This window comes from Dactylosporangium sp. NPDC050588, from assembly GCF_040654975.1.
Lineage (GTDB): Bacteria > Actinomycetota > Actinomycetes > Mycobacteriales > Micromonosporaceae > Dactylosporangium > Dactylosporangium maewongense.
Map to the genome: position 1 here is coordinate 1 of NZ_JBFAJA010000114.1, position 17,958 is coordinate 17,958.

The 17,958-nt window shown below is 74.2% G+C and carries 3 protein-coding genes and 1 pseudogene; 1 reads left to right on the top strand and 3 read right to left on the bottom strand.

Annotated elements, in window-relative coordinates:
- The 3 genes and pseudogenes from AB0I21_RS50325 to AB0I21_RS50335 form a co-directional block, all read right to left on the bottom strand.
- Positions 1 to 791: pseudogene (locus AB0I21_RS50325) on the bottom strand (hypothetical protein); the annotation flags it as partial.
- A gap of 132 nt (positions 792 to 923) precedes the next feature.
- Positions 924 to 1,433 carry a substrate-binding domain-containing protein gene (locus AB0I21_RS50330; RefSeq protein WP_360572060.1) on the bottom strand — a complete coding sequence of 170 codons (510 nt, stop codon included), beginning with the start codon at positions 1,431 to 1,433 and terminating at the stop codon, positions 924 to 926.
- Positions 1,355 to 3,991 carry a DUF6493 family protein gene (locus tag AB0I21_RS50335; RefSeq protein ID WP_360572061.1) on the bottom strand — a complete coding sequence of 879 codons (2,637 nt, stop codon included), beginning with the start codon at positions 3,989 to 3,991 and terminating at the stop codon, positions 1,355 to 1,357. Before AB0I21_RS50335 ends, AB0I21_RS50330 begins: the two co-directional genes overlap by 79 nt.
- Before the next feature lie 193 nt (positions 3,992 to 4,184).
- Between AB0I21_RS50335 and AB0I21_RS50340 the strand changes: the two genes are divergently transcribed.
- Positions 4,185 to 17,948 carry a hemopexin repeat-containing protein gene (locus AB0I21_RS50340; protein WP_360572063.1) on the top strand — a complete coding sequence of 4,588 codons (13,764 nt, stop codon included), beginning with the start codon at positions 4,185 to 4,187 and terminating at the stop codon, positions 17,946 to 17,948.
- Positions 17,949 to 17,958 lie beyond the last annotated feature (10 nt).

Below are 17,958 nucleotides of genomic sequence, written 5' to 3' on the forward strand. Positions count from 1 at the left end.
GGCACGTGCCGCAGCGCCGGGTTCTTGCCGGCGGTGAGGGACCGCTGGGCGCTCGGTACGCCGGCGGAGTCCCACATGAGGGCCTGCCCGGCGGATGCGGTGACCTTCCCGGTGCTGTCGCGGGTCTCGTAGCCGCCGCCCGGCTTGTTCCGCAGCGACCAGCCGGTGCTGGTGAGACCGAACTTGAGCTTGGCGAGGGCGGGGTTCGCCGCGGCTTGGCGGGTCTTGACGATGAGGGAGTAGCCGAAGCCCTCCACTGTGGACTGGACCTGGAGGTCGATGTCGGGCAGGACCGACTCGTAGACGGCGGTGTCGCCCTCGATGCGGGGCGCGGGCAGTTTCGACGGCCAGGTCAGCTTGAGCGCGCCGCCGGTGCCGTTGAGGGTGACGAGGGGTTCGGTGCCGCCGGCGGAGAACCGCACATCGGCCACCGACGCGGCGGGCGCGATCGTCGCGCCGTCACGGCGCAGGTTCAGGTCGATCTGCCGCCAGGCGCCGTCCTTCTTCGTCCAGTGCGGCACCGAATAGCTCTCCCGCACCAGCGTCCCGCGCGGCGTGGCCACGACCCGCGCCAGCTCGGACTTCGAGCCCTGCACCTCGACATCGCGGCCGCTGTCCACGGCCTGCCGGATGGCGGCGGTCTCGGCCGCCCGCTGGTTCGTGGACTGCTGCCCTGACGGTGTGGGTGCGGGTTCCGCGCCGGCCGGCGCGCCGGCCGCGAGCGCGACCACGGTGCCGGCCGCGGCGACCATGAGTGAAGTGGTGACGGTGAAGGAGCGGTATCTGCGCACGGAACGACAGAACTTGATCACTATGAGCCCCCGCGAAAGTGAAAGTGAGCGAAACGTAGGGGCCGCGCACCCGCCATGTCAATCGATGCCGGCGATGTCGGCACACCGCCGCGCCCGCACCGCGGATCGGCGTCAGTCCGGGGGAGGGCGCTCGCCGGAGCCGCGGGGGATGAGCCGCACGTCGACCGTGACCGTCTGCACCGGGCGCCCGTGGTCGGCGGCGCGCAGGCGGAGCAGGTCGATCGCGGTCCGCCCGATCGTGTCGCTGTCCTGGGCGACGACGGTGACGCCGGGGCGCAGCAGGTCGGCGAGCGGGAAGTCGTCGAAGCCGACGATGGCCAGCGTGCCGGCGTCCGGTCCCAGGTGGCGCAGCACCTCCAGGGTGGTCGAGTCGCGGCCGGTGAAGATGCGCTCCGCGTCGCCGATGTAGGCGATGCGGCGGTGCCCGTGCGAGGTCAGGTGCCCGAAGGCGGTGCCGATGCCGGCGGCGTTGTCGTAGATGACGGTGTCGGCGGTGACGCCGCATGACGCGCCCCTGACCCCGCCGGCACCGTCCGGCGGGGTCAGCCGGGGTTCAGGTGGCTGAGAAGGGATCGCGCGGCGGCGGCGGTCTTCGACTTGCCGGTGGTCGCGAGCAGCCATGGCCGCAGGGCGGGATCGGTGACCGGCGCGCCGGCGCGCAGGTGTTCGTCGCGGAGGAGCTCCACCAGGGTGTGCAGGCCGCGGCCGGTCCGGTCGAGGGACGGCAGCAGTGCGGTCAGCACCGCCCGGACCTGCGCGCCGTGCCCGGCCAGGGACAGGTCGCCCAACGCGTCGGCCCACCGGTGCAGCGGCACCGCGGGAGCCAGCGTCGCCATCGCGTCGGCCAGCACCGCCGGGTCCATCCGGTGGGGCAGCAGCGCCGCGGCGGTGTCGACGGCGGCGGTGCGGTCGCTGAGGCCGGCGCCGCCAAGCCCGGCCGCGACGACGTACGGGCTCAGTGGCGGCAGCTCGGCGACCGTGCGGTCGAGCAGGTGCAGGGCGTGGGCCGAGACGCCGCCGTCGACGGTGCCGTCGAGGGACGCGAGCTGGAACCGGAGCGCCATGGCCAGGAGCGGTTCGATGTTGCCGGGCCACATCGACGCCAGCCACGGGTGCCACGGCCCGCCGGGCAACCGGTCGAACGGTCCCGCGTAGGCGAGCGCCACGGTCGGCAGCGCCGGATCGGGGGGTTCCGGCGCGGCGGGCGGTCCGAGCGCGCCGACCCGGATGGGCCGGTAGGAGGACCATTCGGGATCGAACGACACCTGCCACGCGGGTGCCCGTCCCGCACCGGGCGCGTCGAAGCCGGGTCCGCGGCCGATCAGCGGCGCGTCGTCGCCGCGCGGCGCGCGCGCCCGGGCCGCGGCGATCCACAGTGGACGGTCCGAGCGGCTGAGCGGCTCCGGCGGCGGCCCGCCGAGGGCGTACCGGAGGGCGGTGCCGGCGGCGCCGGGCACCGCGGCCGCCGCGTCGCGGACCGCCGCGGACGCGCCGGCCGGGTCGGGCCCGAGCCGCAGGAGCGCGGCGACCAGGTCGAGCGGATCCGGCTCGGCGCCCATGGAGAGCGGGTCCGCGGTGGCGCCGGTGGTGAGCCGCCGGATGAGCACGTCCGGCGCGATCCAGCCGCCGGCATGGGTCGGCTCCGCGCACGGGGCGAACCGGCGCCCGGCGCGCAGGGCCGACTCCACGGCGGCCACCCGCCCGGCGAGCAACTGCACCTGCGGCGGTAGCGGCGGCAGCTGGCGTACCGGCTTCGCGTGGGCGGCGGCGAGCACCAGTCCGGCGACGACGTCCAGGAGCAGGTCCCACTCGTATGCGGGGCCGTCGCGCAGCAGGCAGGCCGCCCGGCGGGCCAGGCCGGCGTACTCGCCGGGGTCCGGGCCGAGCCGGGCGGCCGCGCAGAGGGCGCGTTCGAGCAGCTCGGCGTCGGTCGGGTCGGCCAGCAGGATGGCGAACGCCTCGGCCAGCTCCGTCGGGTCCGTGATCGGCGCCACCGCCTCCAGCGCCGGCGCGGCGACCTCGGGCGGGGCGACCGGTGCCGTGACCGTGGGTGGCGCATCCGCGCCGAGCCAGCCACGGGCCTCGGCCGCGACCGCGGGCGCCAGCGCCGGCAACGCGGACAGGACGGGCCCCGGCTCGCCGCGCAGCCGCAACTGCTGGACGGCGGCCGCCTGGACGTCGGGGTGCGGATGGCCGAGCGCGGCGACGATGACGGACGACTGCCCGTCGCCGGCCCGCGCTGCGAGGGCGAGTGCCTTCGTCGCGGTGGATTTCGCGGGCGCGAGGACCGCGGCGCCGAGCCCGTCGGCGAGCGCGGCGCCGTCGTGGTCGAGCCGGCCCGCCTTCTGCACGGCGGTGAGGGCGTCGACGGCGAGCGCGGCGGTCGGCCCGACGGGGCTGCGCAGGAGCGTCACGTAGCCGGCCTGGCGGGCGGCGAGTTCGTCGGCGGACGGCGCCAGCGCGGCATGCAGGCGCGAGTACCAGCCGGCGCGGTACTGCGGGAACCCGAGCCCGAGCGCGGCGACGGTCGCGTCCAGCACCCGCGCGCGGTCGATGGTGGCGTCCGACAGCAGGTCGAGGACCGTGCCGTGCCACGTCTGCACGGACCGGCCACTGTACTTGTCGACGTTGGCCAGGCTCACCTGCCGGTTGCCCTCGATCTCGAAGATCCGCCAGAAGGCCCGGGCCAGCAGATCCGGGTCGGCCCGCAGCCGATCCGCCCGGCGCGCGCCGACGGTGTACCGCCCACCGAAGTGGCCGACCATCGCCAGCACGTAGTCGTCGTCGGCGTCCAGCGTGACGAGGCCGTCGCGTTCCGCCGCGCGGATGGCGTCGAAGTCCGGGCCGAAGTCCGCGGTCGCCATCGTGCGCATCGCGTGCCGGGCGAGCGCGTCCACGAACCGGCCGCCCCGCGCGCGGGCGATCCGCATCTGCTGGTCGTCCCGCGGCCAGGACAACCCGTCGGCGGGCGCCGCGGCCATGAGGATCAGCTCCAGCCGCCGTCCCTCCTCGGGCGTGTACCGATCCTCGCGCCCGTCGATCGCGTCCCGCCACGCGTACCGCTCCCAGGCGCGCTGCACCGGCCGGTGCAGCGCCGCCCGCTCGTCCGCGGTGAACGCGCACACCCGGTCGAGCAGGACCCCGTCGTCGAGCGTCAGGAGTTCGGTCAGCGTCGCCACAGCACGCAGGGTAGCCGCCCCGCCGTGACGATCGTGTCCGGTGGCCGGCCGGGCAGAACGTCCTTCCAATACCTCATCGCCCTCGGCTTTGTCAGGTCCGGAAGCGGCCTGTGACGGGAAACCGACTCGCCGTATCTGGCGCTGCCGCGCGCCCGTCTTCCGACCGCTGATTGCCCATCGGAGGAGGAGCGCAATGCATCCGTCCCTGCCTGACTACCAGAAGCTGTTCGGAGATCTGGACTTCCGCGGCAGCGATGCGTCGCGGTCCGTGTACTCGCCGGCCGCGTACCTCGCCGACCTGCTGCAGCTTCTCACCGGCAGCGACCTGCCCGGGCGGCGGCCGGACCTGCGCGACGTGCGGCTCGACGGCGCGAACAGCTACACCGAGGTGCCGTACCTCGACATCGTCAACGGGATCCTCGCCGACGAGCTCGACCCCGACGGCGGCGCCCACGACGCGCTGGCCGGGCTGCGCCACCCGTTCGGGCTGCCGTTCTCGCTGCGGCACGAGCGGCTGCGGCGGCTCCTGCACCACCTCGGCACCACCCCGCTGGAGTTGTACCGCCGGTTCGCGGTGGACGAGCGGCCCGACGTCGTCGTCCGTGAGTACCTGGGACTCAACCAGGACGAGGCCGACCTGTACTCCACCGTGCTGGACGACGCCGCGCTGCGGGAATGCTACGGGCTGCGCGACGGCGAGACGTTCACCGACCTGGCCGCCGTCGACCGGTTCCGCCAGGCCGTCGGCCTGACCCACGAGGAGCTCCTCGCCCTGCTGCACGGCGACCTCGCCGAGGCGGAACGCGCGGAGGCCAACCGGTGCTTCATCCACCACGACGACGAGGTCGTCACCCTCGACACCGACGAGCGCCGGCTGGTCCGCGCCGGCAGCAAGCCGGTCCCCGTCGCCTGGTTCGAGCGCGTCAACCGGTTCGTCCGGCTGGCCCGGCGCGCCGGCCTGCGGTTCCAGGACCTCGACCTGGTGCTGCGGTCCTGCTGCGGCAACACCCTCGACGCGACCGCGCTGCGCCGCATCGCCACCCTGCGCTTCCTGCAGCACGGCTACGACCTGCCGCTGGACGTCGTCGTCGCGCTCGTCGCGCCGGTGAACGCGCTCGGCGCCGGCGACGGCGACACCCCGCTGGACCTGTTCAACCGCGTCTTCAACGTGCCGTTCGTCGCCACCGAACGCACCGTGCTGCGCGGCGCCGCGCACCTGCCCGCCGCCTACGCCGGCCTGCCGGAGCTCGCCGCCCCGCACGACCTGCTGGAGAAGAAGCCGACGTACCGGCAGCGGACCGGGCTCGCCGACGCCGACGTGCAGACGATCGTCGCCCGCTACCGGGACCGGTCGGCCGACGGCGTGTCCGGCCCGCTCGACCGAGGCCGGGCCGGCGTCGGCGCGCTGACCCTGCTGTACCGGGTCGGGCAGCTGACCACCGCGCTGGACGTGACCGCCGAGGAGCTCTTCGACATCCTGGACGCGCTGCAGAGCGACCCGTCGCTGCGCCGCCACCCCGCCTTCCCGGTCCTGCTGAGCCCCGCCGAGCCCGTTTCCGCCGACGTGTACGACATCCTGGCCGGCACGGACGTCGAGGCCGGGCTGTGGCTCGCGCAGACCCTGCTCGGTGTGGTGCGCTGGACGCAGGCGACCGGCCTGGACAGCCGCGGGCTGCTCGAGGTCCTGGGCGTCGGCCCGGAGCGGCGCGGCCCGGCCGCCGACGAGGAGCGCGCCGCCCTGCTCGACGCCCTGCGCGCGCAGTTCGAGACCGTCCAGCTCACCCCCGACGCGTTCCGCTCGGCCCGCTTCGGGCCGCGCGCGGCACAGGTGATCCACGACGTCGTGGCCGGAGCCGAGGACGTCGGCTCGCCGGTGCTGCGCCTCACGCCGGGCGTCCGGGACGCCGCCTACGCGGCCGTCACCGACCTCGGCCGGGTGACCGCCGACGACTTCCGCGGCATCGGGCTCGACGAACGGTTCGCCACGAAGATCCACACGAACCTGGTCCTGCGCGGGTACCTCGACCCGTCCGGCACCCTCGACGCCGCCACGCTCCCCGAGACGCCCGACGAGCTGTGGCTCACCGGGGAGTTCGGCGCGTACCGCGACGCGATCGCCGCCGACCTCGCCGCGGCGGTGGACCGCGCCGGCGAGGACGAGCCCGCCGCGTTCTACCCGTCCGACCTCGCCAGGTACTCGGAGCTGACCGCCGCCGAGCAGGCGGAGCTGTACGACAACCTGGTCTTCAACGGGCGGATCGACGCCGAGGGCCGGATCCTGGCGTCCGACGACGACGCCGTGGACTCGGTGGACGCCGACCTCGCCGACCTGGTCTGGCCCGTGTACGAGCGGCTCCTCGAGGTCGCCGACCGGTTCCCGGCTGCCTGGATCACCCTCGACCCGGCGGTGTTCGCCGACGTGCCGCTGACCGACCAGCAGCGGGCCGCGCTCCTGGAGAGCCTGCGGTTCAACGGCTACCTCGACGACGAGGGCGCCTACACCGACCCGGTCGCCGCGCTCGGCCTGACCCTGCCCGAGCTCACCCTGGACGTGGCGTTCCACCCGTACCGGCGGCAGATCCTCGACGCGATCCAGGGCCAGCTGACGGCCGCGCTGACGGCGATGAACACCCTGACCCCCGACGACTTCCGCGATCTCGGCGACGACGCCGCCGCGCAGCGCGTCGCGGGTGTGCTCGACGCGGGGCTGCTCGTCGACGGGCGGATCCCGGACGACGCCGTGCCCGGCCTGACCGACCCGGCGGCCGTGCTCACCCTCGCCGGGTTCACCGAGCCGGAGAACCTGCTCGTGCTGCAGCGCCTCGTCGAGGCCATCGGCGACGCCGCGCCGTTCCGGGTGGACGTCGCCGCCGTCGACGCGCTCGGGTTCACCGCCGGGGAACGCGACGACCTGCTGCGGGTGCTCGTGGAGGCGGGCGACCTCACGCCCGGGCTGACCGTGCCCGCCGACCGGCTGAACTGGTTCGGGCACGTCCACCACGCGCTGGACTTCGCGCTGCCGGGCCTCACCGACTACAGCCGCGACGTGTTCTTCCTGCTGCACGCCGTGGCCGTGGCTGTCGACGCCGCCACCGACGAGGTCGTCGCGGTGCTCACCGCCCGCGAGGCGGCCCAGCGCGCGGCGGTGTTCGCGACCCTGCAGGACGCGCTCGGCGTCCCCGCCGCGACCGCCGAGGCGATCTGTGCCGCGGTCGTCGGCGGCGCCGCCGAGACCCTCGACCTGCTCGTCGCGCCCGCCCTGGACGACCCGTTCGCCGCCGCGGCGGACCCGGACGTGCGCCGCGCGGTGCGCCGCATCCGCGGCTTCGCCGCGCTCGCCGCGCGGCTCGGGCTCGGCGCCGACGAGGTCGCCGCCGCCTTCCAGGACCAGGACCTGACCGGCAAGTTCGCCGAACCGCTGACCCTGCCGCCCGGCGTCGACCGCATCGACGCGCTGCTGGAGAGCCCCGACGGCGACGTGTACCTGTTCCGCGGGCGCGGCTTCTGGCGGTACGAGCCGGGCGCGGACACCCCGGCCGACCCGCGGCCGCGGGCGCTGGCCGAGCTGTCGGACCGCTTCGGCGGGCTCGCCTCCGTCGACGCGGCGTTCACCGACGCCGACGGCACCGCGTGGATCGTCGGCCGCGACGACGCCGGCACCTCCCGCACGTTCGTCCGGCCGATCGAGCACACCCGGTGGACGCCGCGGACCCAGGCGTGGGGCACGGTCCGCAACGCGTTCAGCGACGGCACCCGCATCGACGCGGCGTTCGTCGACGAGGAGGGCCGCACGTACCTGTTCCGCGGCGACCAGTACGTGCGCTACTCCGGCCCCGGCTACGCCACCGTGGACGAGGGCTACCCGCGCCGGCTCGGCGAGTGGTGGGAGGGCGAGCAGCGCCGGCCCGGCGACGCGCCGCTGCCGCCGAGGTTCCGTTCGGCGCTGGACGCGGCGTTCCTCGGCCACGACGGCGTCACTTACCTGTTCTCCGGCGACCAGTTCGTCGCGTTGGGCGGCCCGGCCGACCGCTCCGCCGCGGAGCGGCCGATCGCCGGCGCGTGGGGGACCGTCGTCAACAACCTCGCGACCGCGGACCGGGTCGACGCCGCGTACGTCGACGGCGCCGCGCTGTACGTGTTCTCCGGCGACCAGGTCGTGCGGCACAGCGACAGCGTCGAGAACGACGGGCTGCGCGCCGACGACGGCTACCCGCGCCGGATCGCCGCCCACTTCGACAACGCCGTCCCGGCGATGTTCGAGCCCGGCGTCGACGCCGCGCTCGCCGAGCCGGGCGGCGGCGTCGTCCATCTCTTCCGCAACGGCAAGACCGCCGCGGTCGGCGCACCCGACGCGAGCGTCGTGCCGACCGCGCAGCGCTGGGGCGTGCTCGGCCCGGTCCTGCCCAGCGGCACCGTCGACGCCGCCCTCCTCGGCCTCGACGGCCGGACCTACCTGTTCAGCGGCGGCCAGTACCTGCGGTACACCGGCGCCGACTACACCACGGTCGACCCCGGCCACCCCCGGGCCATCCCCGACGACTGGGGCGGCCTGTGCCGGGTCGACGCCGCGTTCGTCATGGACGGCGCCACGTACGTCTTCGGCACCGGCGGGAAGCTGCTCGACCTGCCGCTGGACGAGGGCCCCCGGACCGCGTGGTCCCGGGACCGGCTCGCCCCGGTGCACCGCGCCGACCTGGAGGAGGGCCGGCTGCCGGGCGCGCTGCGCGACCGGCTCGCCGAGCACGGCATCGCCGTCGCCTCCGACGTACCGGTGACCGCCGCGGGGACCGCCGCCGGCGCGCAGTGGCGGCTGACCGCCACCGACGGGCTGAGCCTCACGCTGCGCAAGGCCGGGCGGCGCCTGCAGGTGCACGTCACGCCCGACAGCGAGGACCCGTCGCGCCCGTACTGGGAGGAGGTCCGCCCGCGGACGTTCTTCGTGAAGTACTCGACCCGCGACTACACCACCCCCGACGCCGGCTATCCGCGGCCGATGACCGAGAACTGGTGGAACCTGCCCGACGACCTGATCGGCGGCGAAGCGGACGCCCCGTTCGCCCGCGTCGACGCGGTCTTCACCGCCGCCGACGGGCGCATCCACCTCTTCGCCGGCGGCCAGTTCGTGGTCTTCGACGCCAAGCGCCGCTGGTGGTCGGCGCCGAGGCCGATCGCCGACGGCTGGGACAGCCTGCCGTTCGGGCACGTCGACGCCGCGTTCGTCGGCGCCGACGGGCGCACGTACGTGTTCAGCGGCCCGCAGTACGTGCGCTACACCGACACGTACACCCGCGTCGACGACCGGTACCCGGCGCGGATCACGTCGATGTGGGGGACCGTCGCCAACACGATCGCCCGGACCGGGCGGGTCGACGCGGCGCTCGTCGTGCAGCGCCCCGCCACCGACGACCCCACCGTTGAGACGCCGCTCACCGACGGCTCCCTCGACACCCCGGACCTGCCCGTGGAAGAGCGCATGGTCCGGCGCACGTACCTGTTCTCCGGCGGCCAGTACGTCCGCTACACCGACACCGCCGGCGGCACCCGCCCGGCGACCGTCGACCTCGGCTACCCGCGGCAACTCGCCGCCCTGCGCGAGGAGCCCGGCTTCGAGCACCTCGCCGCCGACCTCACGCGGGTCGACGCCGCCTTCGCCGACCGCGGCAACGTCTACCTGTACAGCGGCCGCGACTGCCACGTCGTCTCCCTCGACGTGCACCGCCGCCTCACCGACGTCGCCCGCGCAGACGTCGCCGCCGCGTTCGTCGAGGACGGCACGGTCTACCTGGAGCACCCGGAGGGCTGGCACCGCTACAGCTCCCTGGAGGGCACCACCGTCGCGTCGGAGCCGGCCCTGCCGCGCGGGCTACGGACCGTGCCCGCCGAATACCGGACCGGGCTCGACGCGGTCCTCGCCGGCACCGACGGCACCACCTACCTGTTCAAGGGCGCCACCTGCTACAACACCACCCTCGACCGGGCCTACCCCCTCGCTGAGGAGTGGGGGCGGCCGCGGAACACGATCTACCACGACAACGCCGTCGACGCGGCGTTCGTCGCCGCCAACGGCAAGACCTACGTGTTCAGCGGCGACCAGTTCGTCGTGTACGACGGCCCCGACTACCTGGAGGCGGAGGTCACGGCCGGCCCGCTGCCGATCGCGGAGCACTTCGCCGGGCTGCGGCGGGTCGCCCTCGCCTACGTCCGCGACGGCGTCACCCACCTGTTCGAGCCGCCGGCCGGCACCGGGCCGATGGCTGGCCTGATGCGCCTGGTCACGTACTCGGGCAAGGAGTACGACCAGCCCGACGACGCCGAACCCCGCTTCGTCGGCGCCGAGTTCTGGGGTGTACCGGAGGCGTACCGGCCGTCCGGGTTCACCGCACCGGACGCGGTCCTGTTCACCGGCGACGCCACGCTGCTCCTGACCGGCGGCACCGTCGTGCAGTACGACGAGGTCGACCGCGTCTGGTCCGCGCCGCGGCCGCTGGACCGCATCTGGCGCGGCATCGGCGACGTCGAGGATCTCACGACCGCGTTCACCGGCCGTGACGGCGCGACGTACTTCTTCTTCGCCCACGAGTTCGCCCGCTACCAGGGCCGCGCGTTCACCCCGCGGCAGCCGATCCAGGACCGCTGGGGCCGCACCCGCAACACGTTCCTGAACGGCAGCGGCGTCGACGCCGCCTTCGTCCACCAAAGTGCCGTGAGTGGCGCCGTGACGTACCTGTTCGCCGGCGAGCAGTACGTGCGCTACTCCACCTCCGACTACCGCTGGGTCGACCCGGGCTACCCGCGGCCGATCGCCGGCAACCTGGGCACCGAGGAGCCGTTCGCGGGCCTGCCGGCGGCCGTCGAGGACGAGCTGGTCGAGCGGCTCGGCACCGGCGGGCGCGCCGTGCTCGACGCGGTCGTGGCCGGCGGCCGCAACACGTACCTGTTCGCCGGCCGGACCTGCCACGTCGTCTCCGCCGCGCCCGCCGCCGTCTACGACATCGGCGCGCTCGGCCAGGTGCGCAACACGATCGCCGACCGGCGGCGGGTCGACGCGGCGCTCGTCACCGCCGGGTACACGTACCTGTTCTCCGGCGACCAGTACGTGCGCTACACCGGCGCCGACTACACCCGCGTCGACGACGGCTACCCGCGCACCATCGCCGGGTCGCTGGCAGCGGAGCTGGATGTCGAGGGCCTGCCGGAGGAGTTCCACGCCGGTGTCGACGCGGCGATGCGCGCCCCCGACGGCTGGACCTACCTGTTCGCGGGCGGCCAGAGCGTGCGCTTCCGGGACCGCACCGCCGAGGTGACCCCGATCGCCGGCGCGTGGGGTGCGGTCCGCAACGACCTCACCGCCGCCGGCGGCCCGCGCGCCGCGTTCGTCGCGCCGGGCGGCGAGCTGTACGCGTTCGCCGGCGGCCAGTACGTGCGCTACGCGCTGCCGCCGGTGCCCGCCGAAGGGGAGCAGGTGCCCGCCGCCACCGCGTACGCCACCGTGGACGACGGCTACCCGCGGCTGGTCCACGACGCGTGGGGCGCGCTGCCCACGGACTTCGAGGCGGCCATCGACGGCGCGTTCACGCTGCGCGGGCACACCTACCTGTGCAGCGGCGGCCAGTACATGCGCCACGCCGGCGGGCAGGCGTCCCCGCAGACGTTCGCGGACCGCTGGGCCGACGTCGCCGACTACCGGCTCGGCGACCTGCGGATCGTGACCCGCTTCGCCGCGCTGGTCCGCACCCACCGCGCCGGCGGCGTCGACCTCGCCGCCGCGCTCGCCCCGGCGGCCCGTCCGAGCACCGACCTCTACCGCTCCGTCGCCGACCTGTTCGGCTGGGACGTCGACGAGCTGCGCTGGTGCCGGCGCAACAGCCGGTTCCTCACCGACGGCGCGGACGACGAGGACCGGTTCGAGCTCGAGTTCCTCCTCGAGCTGGTGGAGCTGTTCGGGTTCGCCGGGCCGCTCGGCGCCGGGCCGTCGAAGCTGCGCGCCGACGTGTGGACGAAGCTGCACCCGGCCGCGGGCCGGCCCGCCGACGCCGCGCTCGACGCCGCGGCTGCGGCCCTGACCCTGCTCCTGGCCCGCAAGGTGGGCGCCGACCGGTGGCCGGCGCTGGCCCGCACGCTGCACGACGAGCTGAACCTGGCGCTGCGCGACGCGCTCGTCGGCGCCGTCCTCGCCCGCGACCCCGGCCCCGCCGCGCACCCGCGGACCGCCCGCGACCTGTTCGAGCGCTACCTCATCGACGTCGAGATGGGGGAGAAGGGCATGACGTCGCGGGTGCGGGAGGCGATCGCCGCCGTGCAGCTGTACGTGCACCGCTACCTGCTGAACCTGGAACCCGCCGACGGCGGGGAGGAGCAGCGGCTGCGGGTCAAGCAGTGGTGGACGTGGATGCGCAGCTACCGGGTGTGGGAGGCCAACCGCAAGGTCTTCCTGTACCCGGAGAACTACCTGCGGCCCGAGCTGCGCGACACGAAGACCCCCGCGTTCGAGGCCCTGGAACGGGACCTGCTGCAGGGCGAGATCACCGCGCAGGGCGTCGAGCGGGCGTACAAGCGTTACCTCGACGAGTACACCGAGGTGTCCCGGCTCACGATCGCCGGCGGCTACGTCTACACCAAGGACCAGCTGCCGGACGGGCCGCGCCGGCTGGTGCTGTTCGGCCGGACGAAGACCGACCCGCGCCGCTACTACTTCCGGCGGGCCGAGTTCGGCAGCCGGGAGAAGCTGTCCGCGACGTGGGAGCCGTGGCAGCCGGTCGGCGTGCGCATCGACGCCGACCTGGTGCACCCCGTCCACGCGTTCGGCCGGGTCTTCGTCTTCTGGACCGTCGTGGAGCCCGTCGCCGACGACGACCCGGCCAGCGGCACCGTCGTCGCCCGCAGCGACGGCGCGGAGCAGCACGTGACGGCGTCGGCGAAGTCGACCCGGGTCCGGATCGCCTACTCGTTCCAGAACCTCAACGGGGAGTGGGTGCCGGCCCAGGAGCTCGGCACCGGTCCCGCGGAGGCCGGGACGATCGGCGACGTGCAGCTGCTGGTGCTGCCGCGGATCAAACCCGACACGGGCCGGATGTCGGTCGTCGTGTCGTGCACGTACACGACCACCCCGCCGACCCCCGCAGGTGCGGAGACGCCGCCGGCGCCGAAGCCGGCCGCGGTGCTGTTCGAGCTCAACCCCGAGCTGTACGCGGAGCGGATCCCGGTGCCACCCACGGCGGTCGCCGGCACCGGCACGACCCCGGCCGAGGTCGCGGCGTCGATCATCGCGTCCATCGTGGCCGCCGCTGCCGCCGCCGCGGGACTCCCGCTGCCGGCCGGGCCCGTCGCGGCCGACGCCGACACCGACGCGGCCCTCGCTGAGCTCGCCACCGCGGTGGCCGCCGCTGCGGCCGCCAAGGCCGCCACCGCCGACCGGGTCGCGCAGATCTTCCTCGACCAGGTCCAGCCGGCCGACGTGGTGCGCTTCGACGCGCCGACCGGCGCCGAGTCGTGGCCGTGGTTCAGCGTCGACCACAAGGGCGGCAGCTTCCTGTGCCGGCCGGTGACGATCGAGCAGGTCGCCGTGGCGCCGGTGCCGTTGAACACCACCGGGGTGCGCTTCCCCAGCTGGAGCGCGATCGACGCCGCCGTCGAACTGCCCGGCGGCACGGCCACCACCCCCGGCACGCAGCTGTTCTTCTCCACGGCCCGCAACCGGTCCGTGGTCGTCGCGCCGTCCGGGCGGATCCCGGGGGCGGTGCCGATCGGTGAGCAGTGGGGGCTGCCCCGCACCGTGCTGCCGGCCGCGAACAGCGCGGTCGACGCCGTCCTCGTCCGCGGCGAGCACACGTTCGTGTTCTCCGGCAGCCAGTACGTGCGGTTCACCGGCACCCCGTTCGGCAAGATCGACAAGGGGTACCCGCGGCCGATCCTCGGCAACAACGAGACGCTGCCGCAGTGGGACCGGGTCGACGTCGCGTTCACCCTGCCCGGCAACGTCGAGGTGTTCCTCAACCAGGCGCTGGAGCAGGTCGTCACCGTCACCGACGGCAAGCTCGGCACGCCCGCGACGTGGAAGGACCACTGGGTGCGCAAGCACCTCGGCGGCATCGACGCCGTCATGGTCACCGACACCTACGTGTTCCTGTTCGCCGGCGACCGGTACGCGCGCCTGGACCACACCAAGAAGCCGAGCAAGGGCAACTGGTTCGACGCGCCGGACAAGGACTACCCGCGCGCGATCGCCGGCAACCCCGACAGGATCCCCACCGACGTCCGCGTCGACGCGGCCGTGTGGCGCAACGGCACCGCGTACTACTTCGACAACACCGACCACCGCTACGCCGAGGTGCCGGCCGCCGGCGCGCGCACGTACCGCGCGACCTACGCCGGGCCCAGCTCGATCGCCACGTCCCAGGTCGTCGACGCGGCGTGGGTCGGCGGCGGCAAGCTGTACCTCACCCGGGCCGGCGAGTACGTGCGGTACACGCTGAACGCCGACAACACCGTCCCGGACTGCATCGACGACGGCTACCCGAAGCAGCTGGCGGTGCCCGTCGACACCGTCCTGCGGCGCGGCAACGACCTGTACGTGTTCAGCGGCCCGCTGTACACGAAGATGCCGGCCACGCAGGAGCCGTCGAAGATGCCGGGCTTCCGGCCGGTCGCCGGCGCGTGGGGCGAGCTGCCGGCGTTCGACTCCGCGCTGACCTCCTCGACCGGGCTGTACCTGTTCGTCGGCGACACGTACCTGCTGCACGACCAGACCCTCGAGCCGCCGCGCCCGTACGAACGCACCGCGCTGCCGTTCGAGATCGTCCGGCTGACCACCGGCACCGCCTCGGACCTGAACCGCAAGCTGCTGTCCGGCGGGATGCCGGCGCTGCTCGACCTGAGCACGCAGGAGACGGACGAGGTCGCGTTCAGCACCGACCCGCTCGACGTCAAGGCGATCCGGGTCAAGCCGGAGCTGGTCGACCCCGACCGGCTGCCGTCCGGCTCGCACCTGGACTTCCGCAGCGCCAACGGCCTCTACTACTGGGAGATCTTCTTCCACGCGCCGCTGCTCATCGCGAACGCCCTCAACGGCGCGCAGCGCTTCGAGGACGCCCGCCGCTGGTACGAGTACATCTTCGACCCCACCCACCCGACGTCCTACTGGCGGTTCCTGCCGTTCCTGACCATCGACCCGGCGGCGCTCGCCGACAGCCTGACCGCCGAGTTCGCCGCGACCGGCAGCACCGGCCTGGACGTCGGGACCCTCGCACCGGCGCCGACGTCGACGAAGCTCGGGCCCGCGCTCGCACCGGTCGTGATCGCGCTGCGGACCCTGGCGCCGGCGGTTGCCGAGCACCGGGACCCGCGCACCCCGGCGGAGCTCGCCGCGCTCGGCACCGTCAAGGCGGCCGCGACGCACAAGCGGATCGCCGGCGCGCTGGCGGCGCTGCTCGCCGGCACGCCGACGGCCGCGCAGCGCGCCGCGGTCGCGGCGCTGGAGGAGCGGACCCTGATCGCCGCCGACCTCGGCGCCCTGTTCGAGGCCAACGGCGACGAGGAGGACCTGCTCAAGGCCTACCGGGAGGACCCGTTCGACCCGCACGCGATCGCCGCGCTGCGCCCGGTCGCCTACCGCCGCGCCGTCGTCATGGGCTACGTCGACAACCTGCTCGACTGGGCGGACATGCTGTTCCGGCAGTACACCCCGGAGAGCGTCGACGAGGCGCGGATGCTGTACGTGCTCGCCTACGACCTGCTCGGCGAGCGCCCCGAGCGGCTCGGCGTCCGGCTCCTGCCGCAGGGCAAGAGCCTGGCCGAGCTCGGCACCGCGGACCTGACCGGCTACTTCAGCCGCGGCGGCGTGATGCTCGACGGCCCCGGCGAGGTGCACGCGGGCGTCGGCGACGCGTACTTCTCCATCCCCGAGAACAGCGTCTTCCTCGACTACTGGACCCGGGTCGAGGACCGGCTGCACAAGATCCGGCAGTCGCTGGACATCCTCGGCATCAGCCGGCCGCTGCCGCTGTTCGCGCCGCCGATCGACCCGATGGCGCTGGTGCGGGCCGTCGCGTCCGGGGCGGGCCTGGACCAGGTGACCGCGGCCGTCGCCGCCCAGCCGCCGCACTACCGGTTCGCCGCCGTCTACCGGCGGGCCCAGGAGGTCGTCGACAAGCTCGGCCAGCTCGGCTCGGAGCTGCTCAGCGTCCTGGAACGCGGCAGCGCGGAGGAGCTGAGCCTGCTGCAGAACCGGCAGGAGCACACCATCCTCACCATGTCGCTCGCGGTGAAGGAGGCGCAGGTCCGCATCGCCGAGGAGGGCGTCGCGGAGCTCACCGCCGGCCGGGTCGGCGCGCAGGAACGGGCCGCGCACTACGACGCGCTCATCGCCACGGGCATGACGGCGCTGGAACGGGCGCAGATCGCGACCATGTCCATCGGCGCGACGATGCACATGTCCTCCAGCGTCCTGCAGATCGCCTCCGCCATCAGCCACGCGCTGCCGCAGATCAAGATGGGCCCGTTCATCATGGGCGCGGAGGCCGGCGGCGACCAGGCCGGCAGCTCGCTGGACAGCACCGCGCAGATCCTGCAGTCCCTCGGCGAGGGCTTCCAGGTGATCGGCGAGGTCCTCGGGGTGTCCGCGCAGTACGAGCGGATGTCGCAGGACTGGACGCTGCAGCTGGCCACCGCCCGCAACGATCTGGAGCAGCTGGAGCACCGCATCGCCGCGGCCGACCAGCAGCTCAGCATCGCCCGGCGGGAGGCGGACATCCAGGCGCGGCAGCTGGAGCACTCCGACGCCGTCGCGACGTTCCTGCAGGACCGCTTCACCAACGCCGAGCTCTACGGCTGGATGGCCGCGCGGCTGTCCGGCATGTACTTCCAGGCGTACAGCCTCGCCTACGACCTCGCGAAGGCGGCGGAGCGGGCCTACCAGTTCGAGCAGGGCGTGACTGACGAGTTCATCCGGCCGACGTACTGGGAGAGCCGGCGCAACGGCCTGCTCGCCGGGCAGAGCCTCGCGCTGGACCTGCAGCGGCTCGGCAAGGCGCAGCTCGACGGCGACGCGCGCCCCCTGGAGATCACCCGCCAGGTGTCGCTGCTGGACACCGACCCGGTCGCGCTGCTGCGGCTGCGCACGGCCGGCAGCGCCGACTTCGCGCTGAGCGAGGCGCTCTTCGACCGGGACTTCCCGGGCCACTTCCGCCGGCAGATCCGCACGGTGACGGTGACCTTCCTGGATGCCGAGGGCCAGCCGGTCGGTGTCAACGCGACGCTGACGCAGCTGAGCAACAAGACCGTGCTGGCGCCTGACCCGGCCGCCGTCAAGCACCTGCTCGACCCGAAGGGCAGCCCGCCGGACGCGATCCGCGCCGACTGGCGGGCCAGCCAGCGCATCGCGCTGTCCCAGGTGGACTACGGCAAGGAGAACAACGGCCTGTTCGAGCTGCGCTACGACGACGAGCGGTACCTGCCGTTCGAGGGCACCGGAGCGGTGTCGACGTGGCGGCTGGAGCGCTCCGCCCACCGCGCCCCCGACGTGTACGACGTGCTCGTCACCGTGAAGTACACGGCCGAGTACGGCGGCGACCCGTTCGCCGCCGCGGTCAAGGGGATGCTCAAGCCCTTCACCGCCGCCCGGTTCTTCGACGTGGCGCGGGAGTTCCCCGAGCAGTGGGAGGACTTCATCGGCAACGGCGCGTCCCGGCTCGTGCTGCCCTTCGCCACGGGCATGTTCCCCGACATGGCGGGCCGCCGGATCACGGGCATCGTGCCCGCGTACGAGCTGACCAACGGCACTCCCGCCCGCCTGGTCCTCAACGGCGACCCGAAGCTCACGCTCACCGAGGCGACACTCCTGCCGACGCCCGGTCTCACCGTCCGCGACGACGGGCCGGGGTGGGCGTTCGCGCTCGACGGCGACAAGGCCGACCTCGGCAACGTCGGGCTCGTCCTGACCTACCAGGCCCGCGTCCAGTAAGGAGACTGCG

Bases quoted from the DNA above. Each gene is read 5' to 3' on its own strand.
- AB0I21_RS50340 (WP_360572063.1), top strand. From the start codon at position 4,185: ATGCATCCGTCCCTGCCTGACTACCAGAAGCTGTTCGGAGATCTGGAC.
- AB0I21_RS50330 (WP_360572060.1), bottom strand. From the start codon at position 1,433: ATGGCTGCTCGCGACCACCGGCAAGTCGAAGACCGCCGCCGCCGCGCG.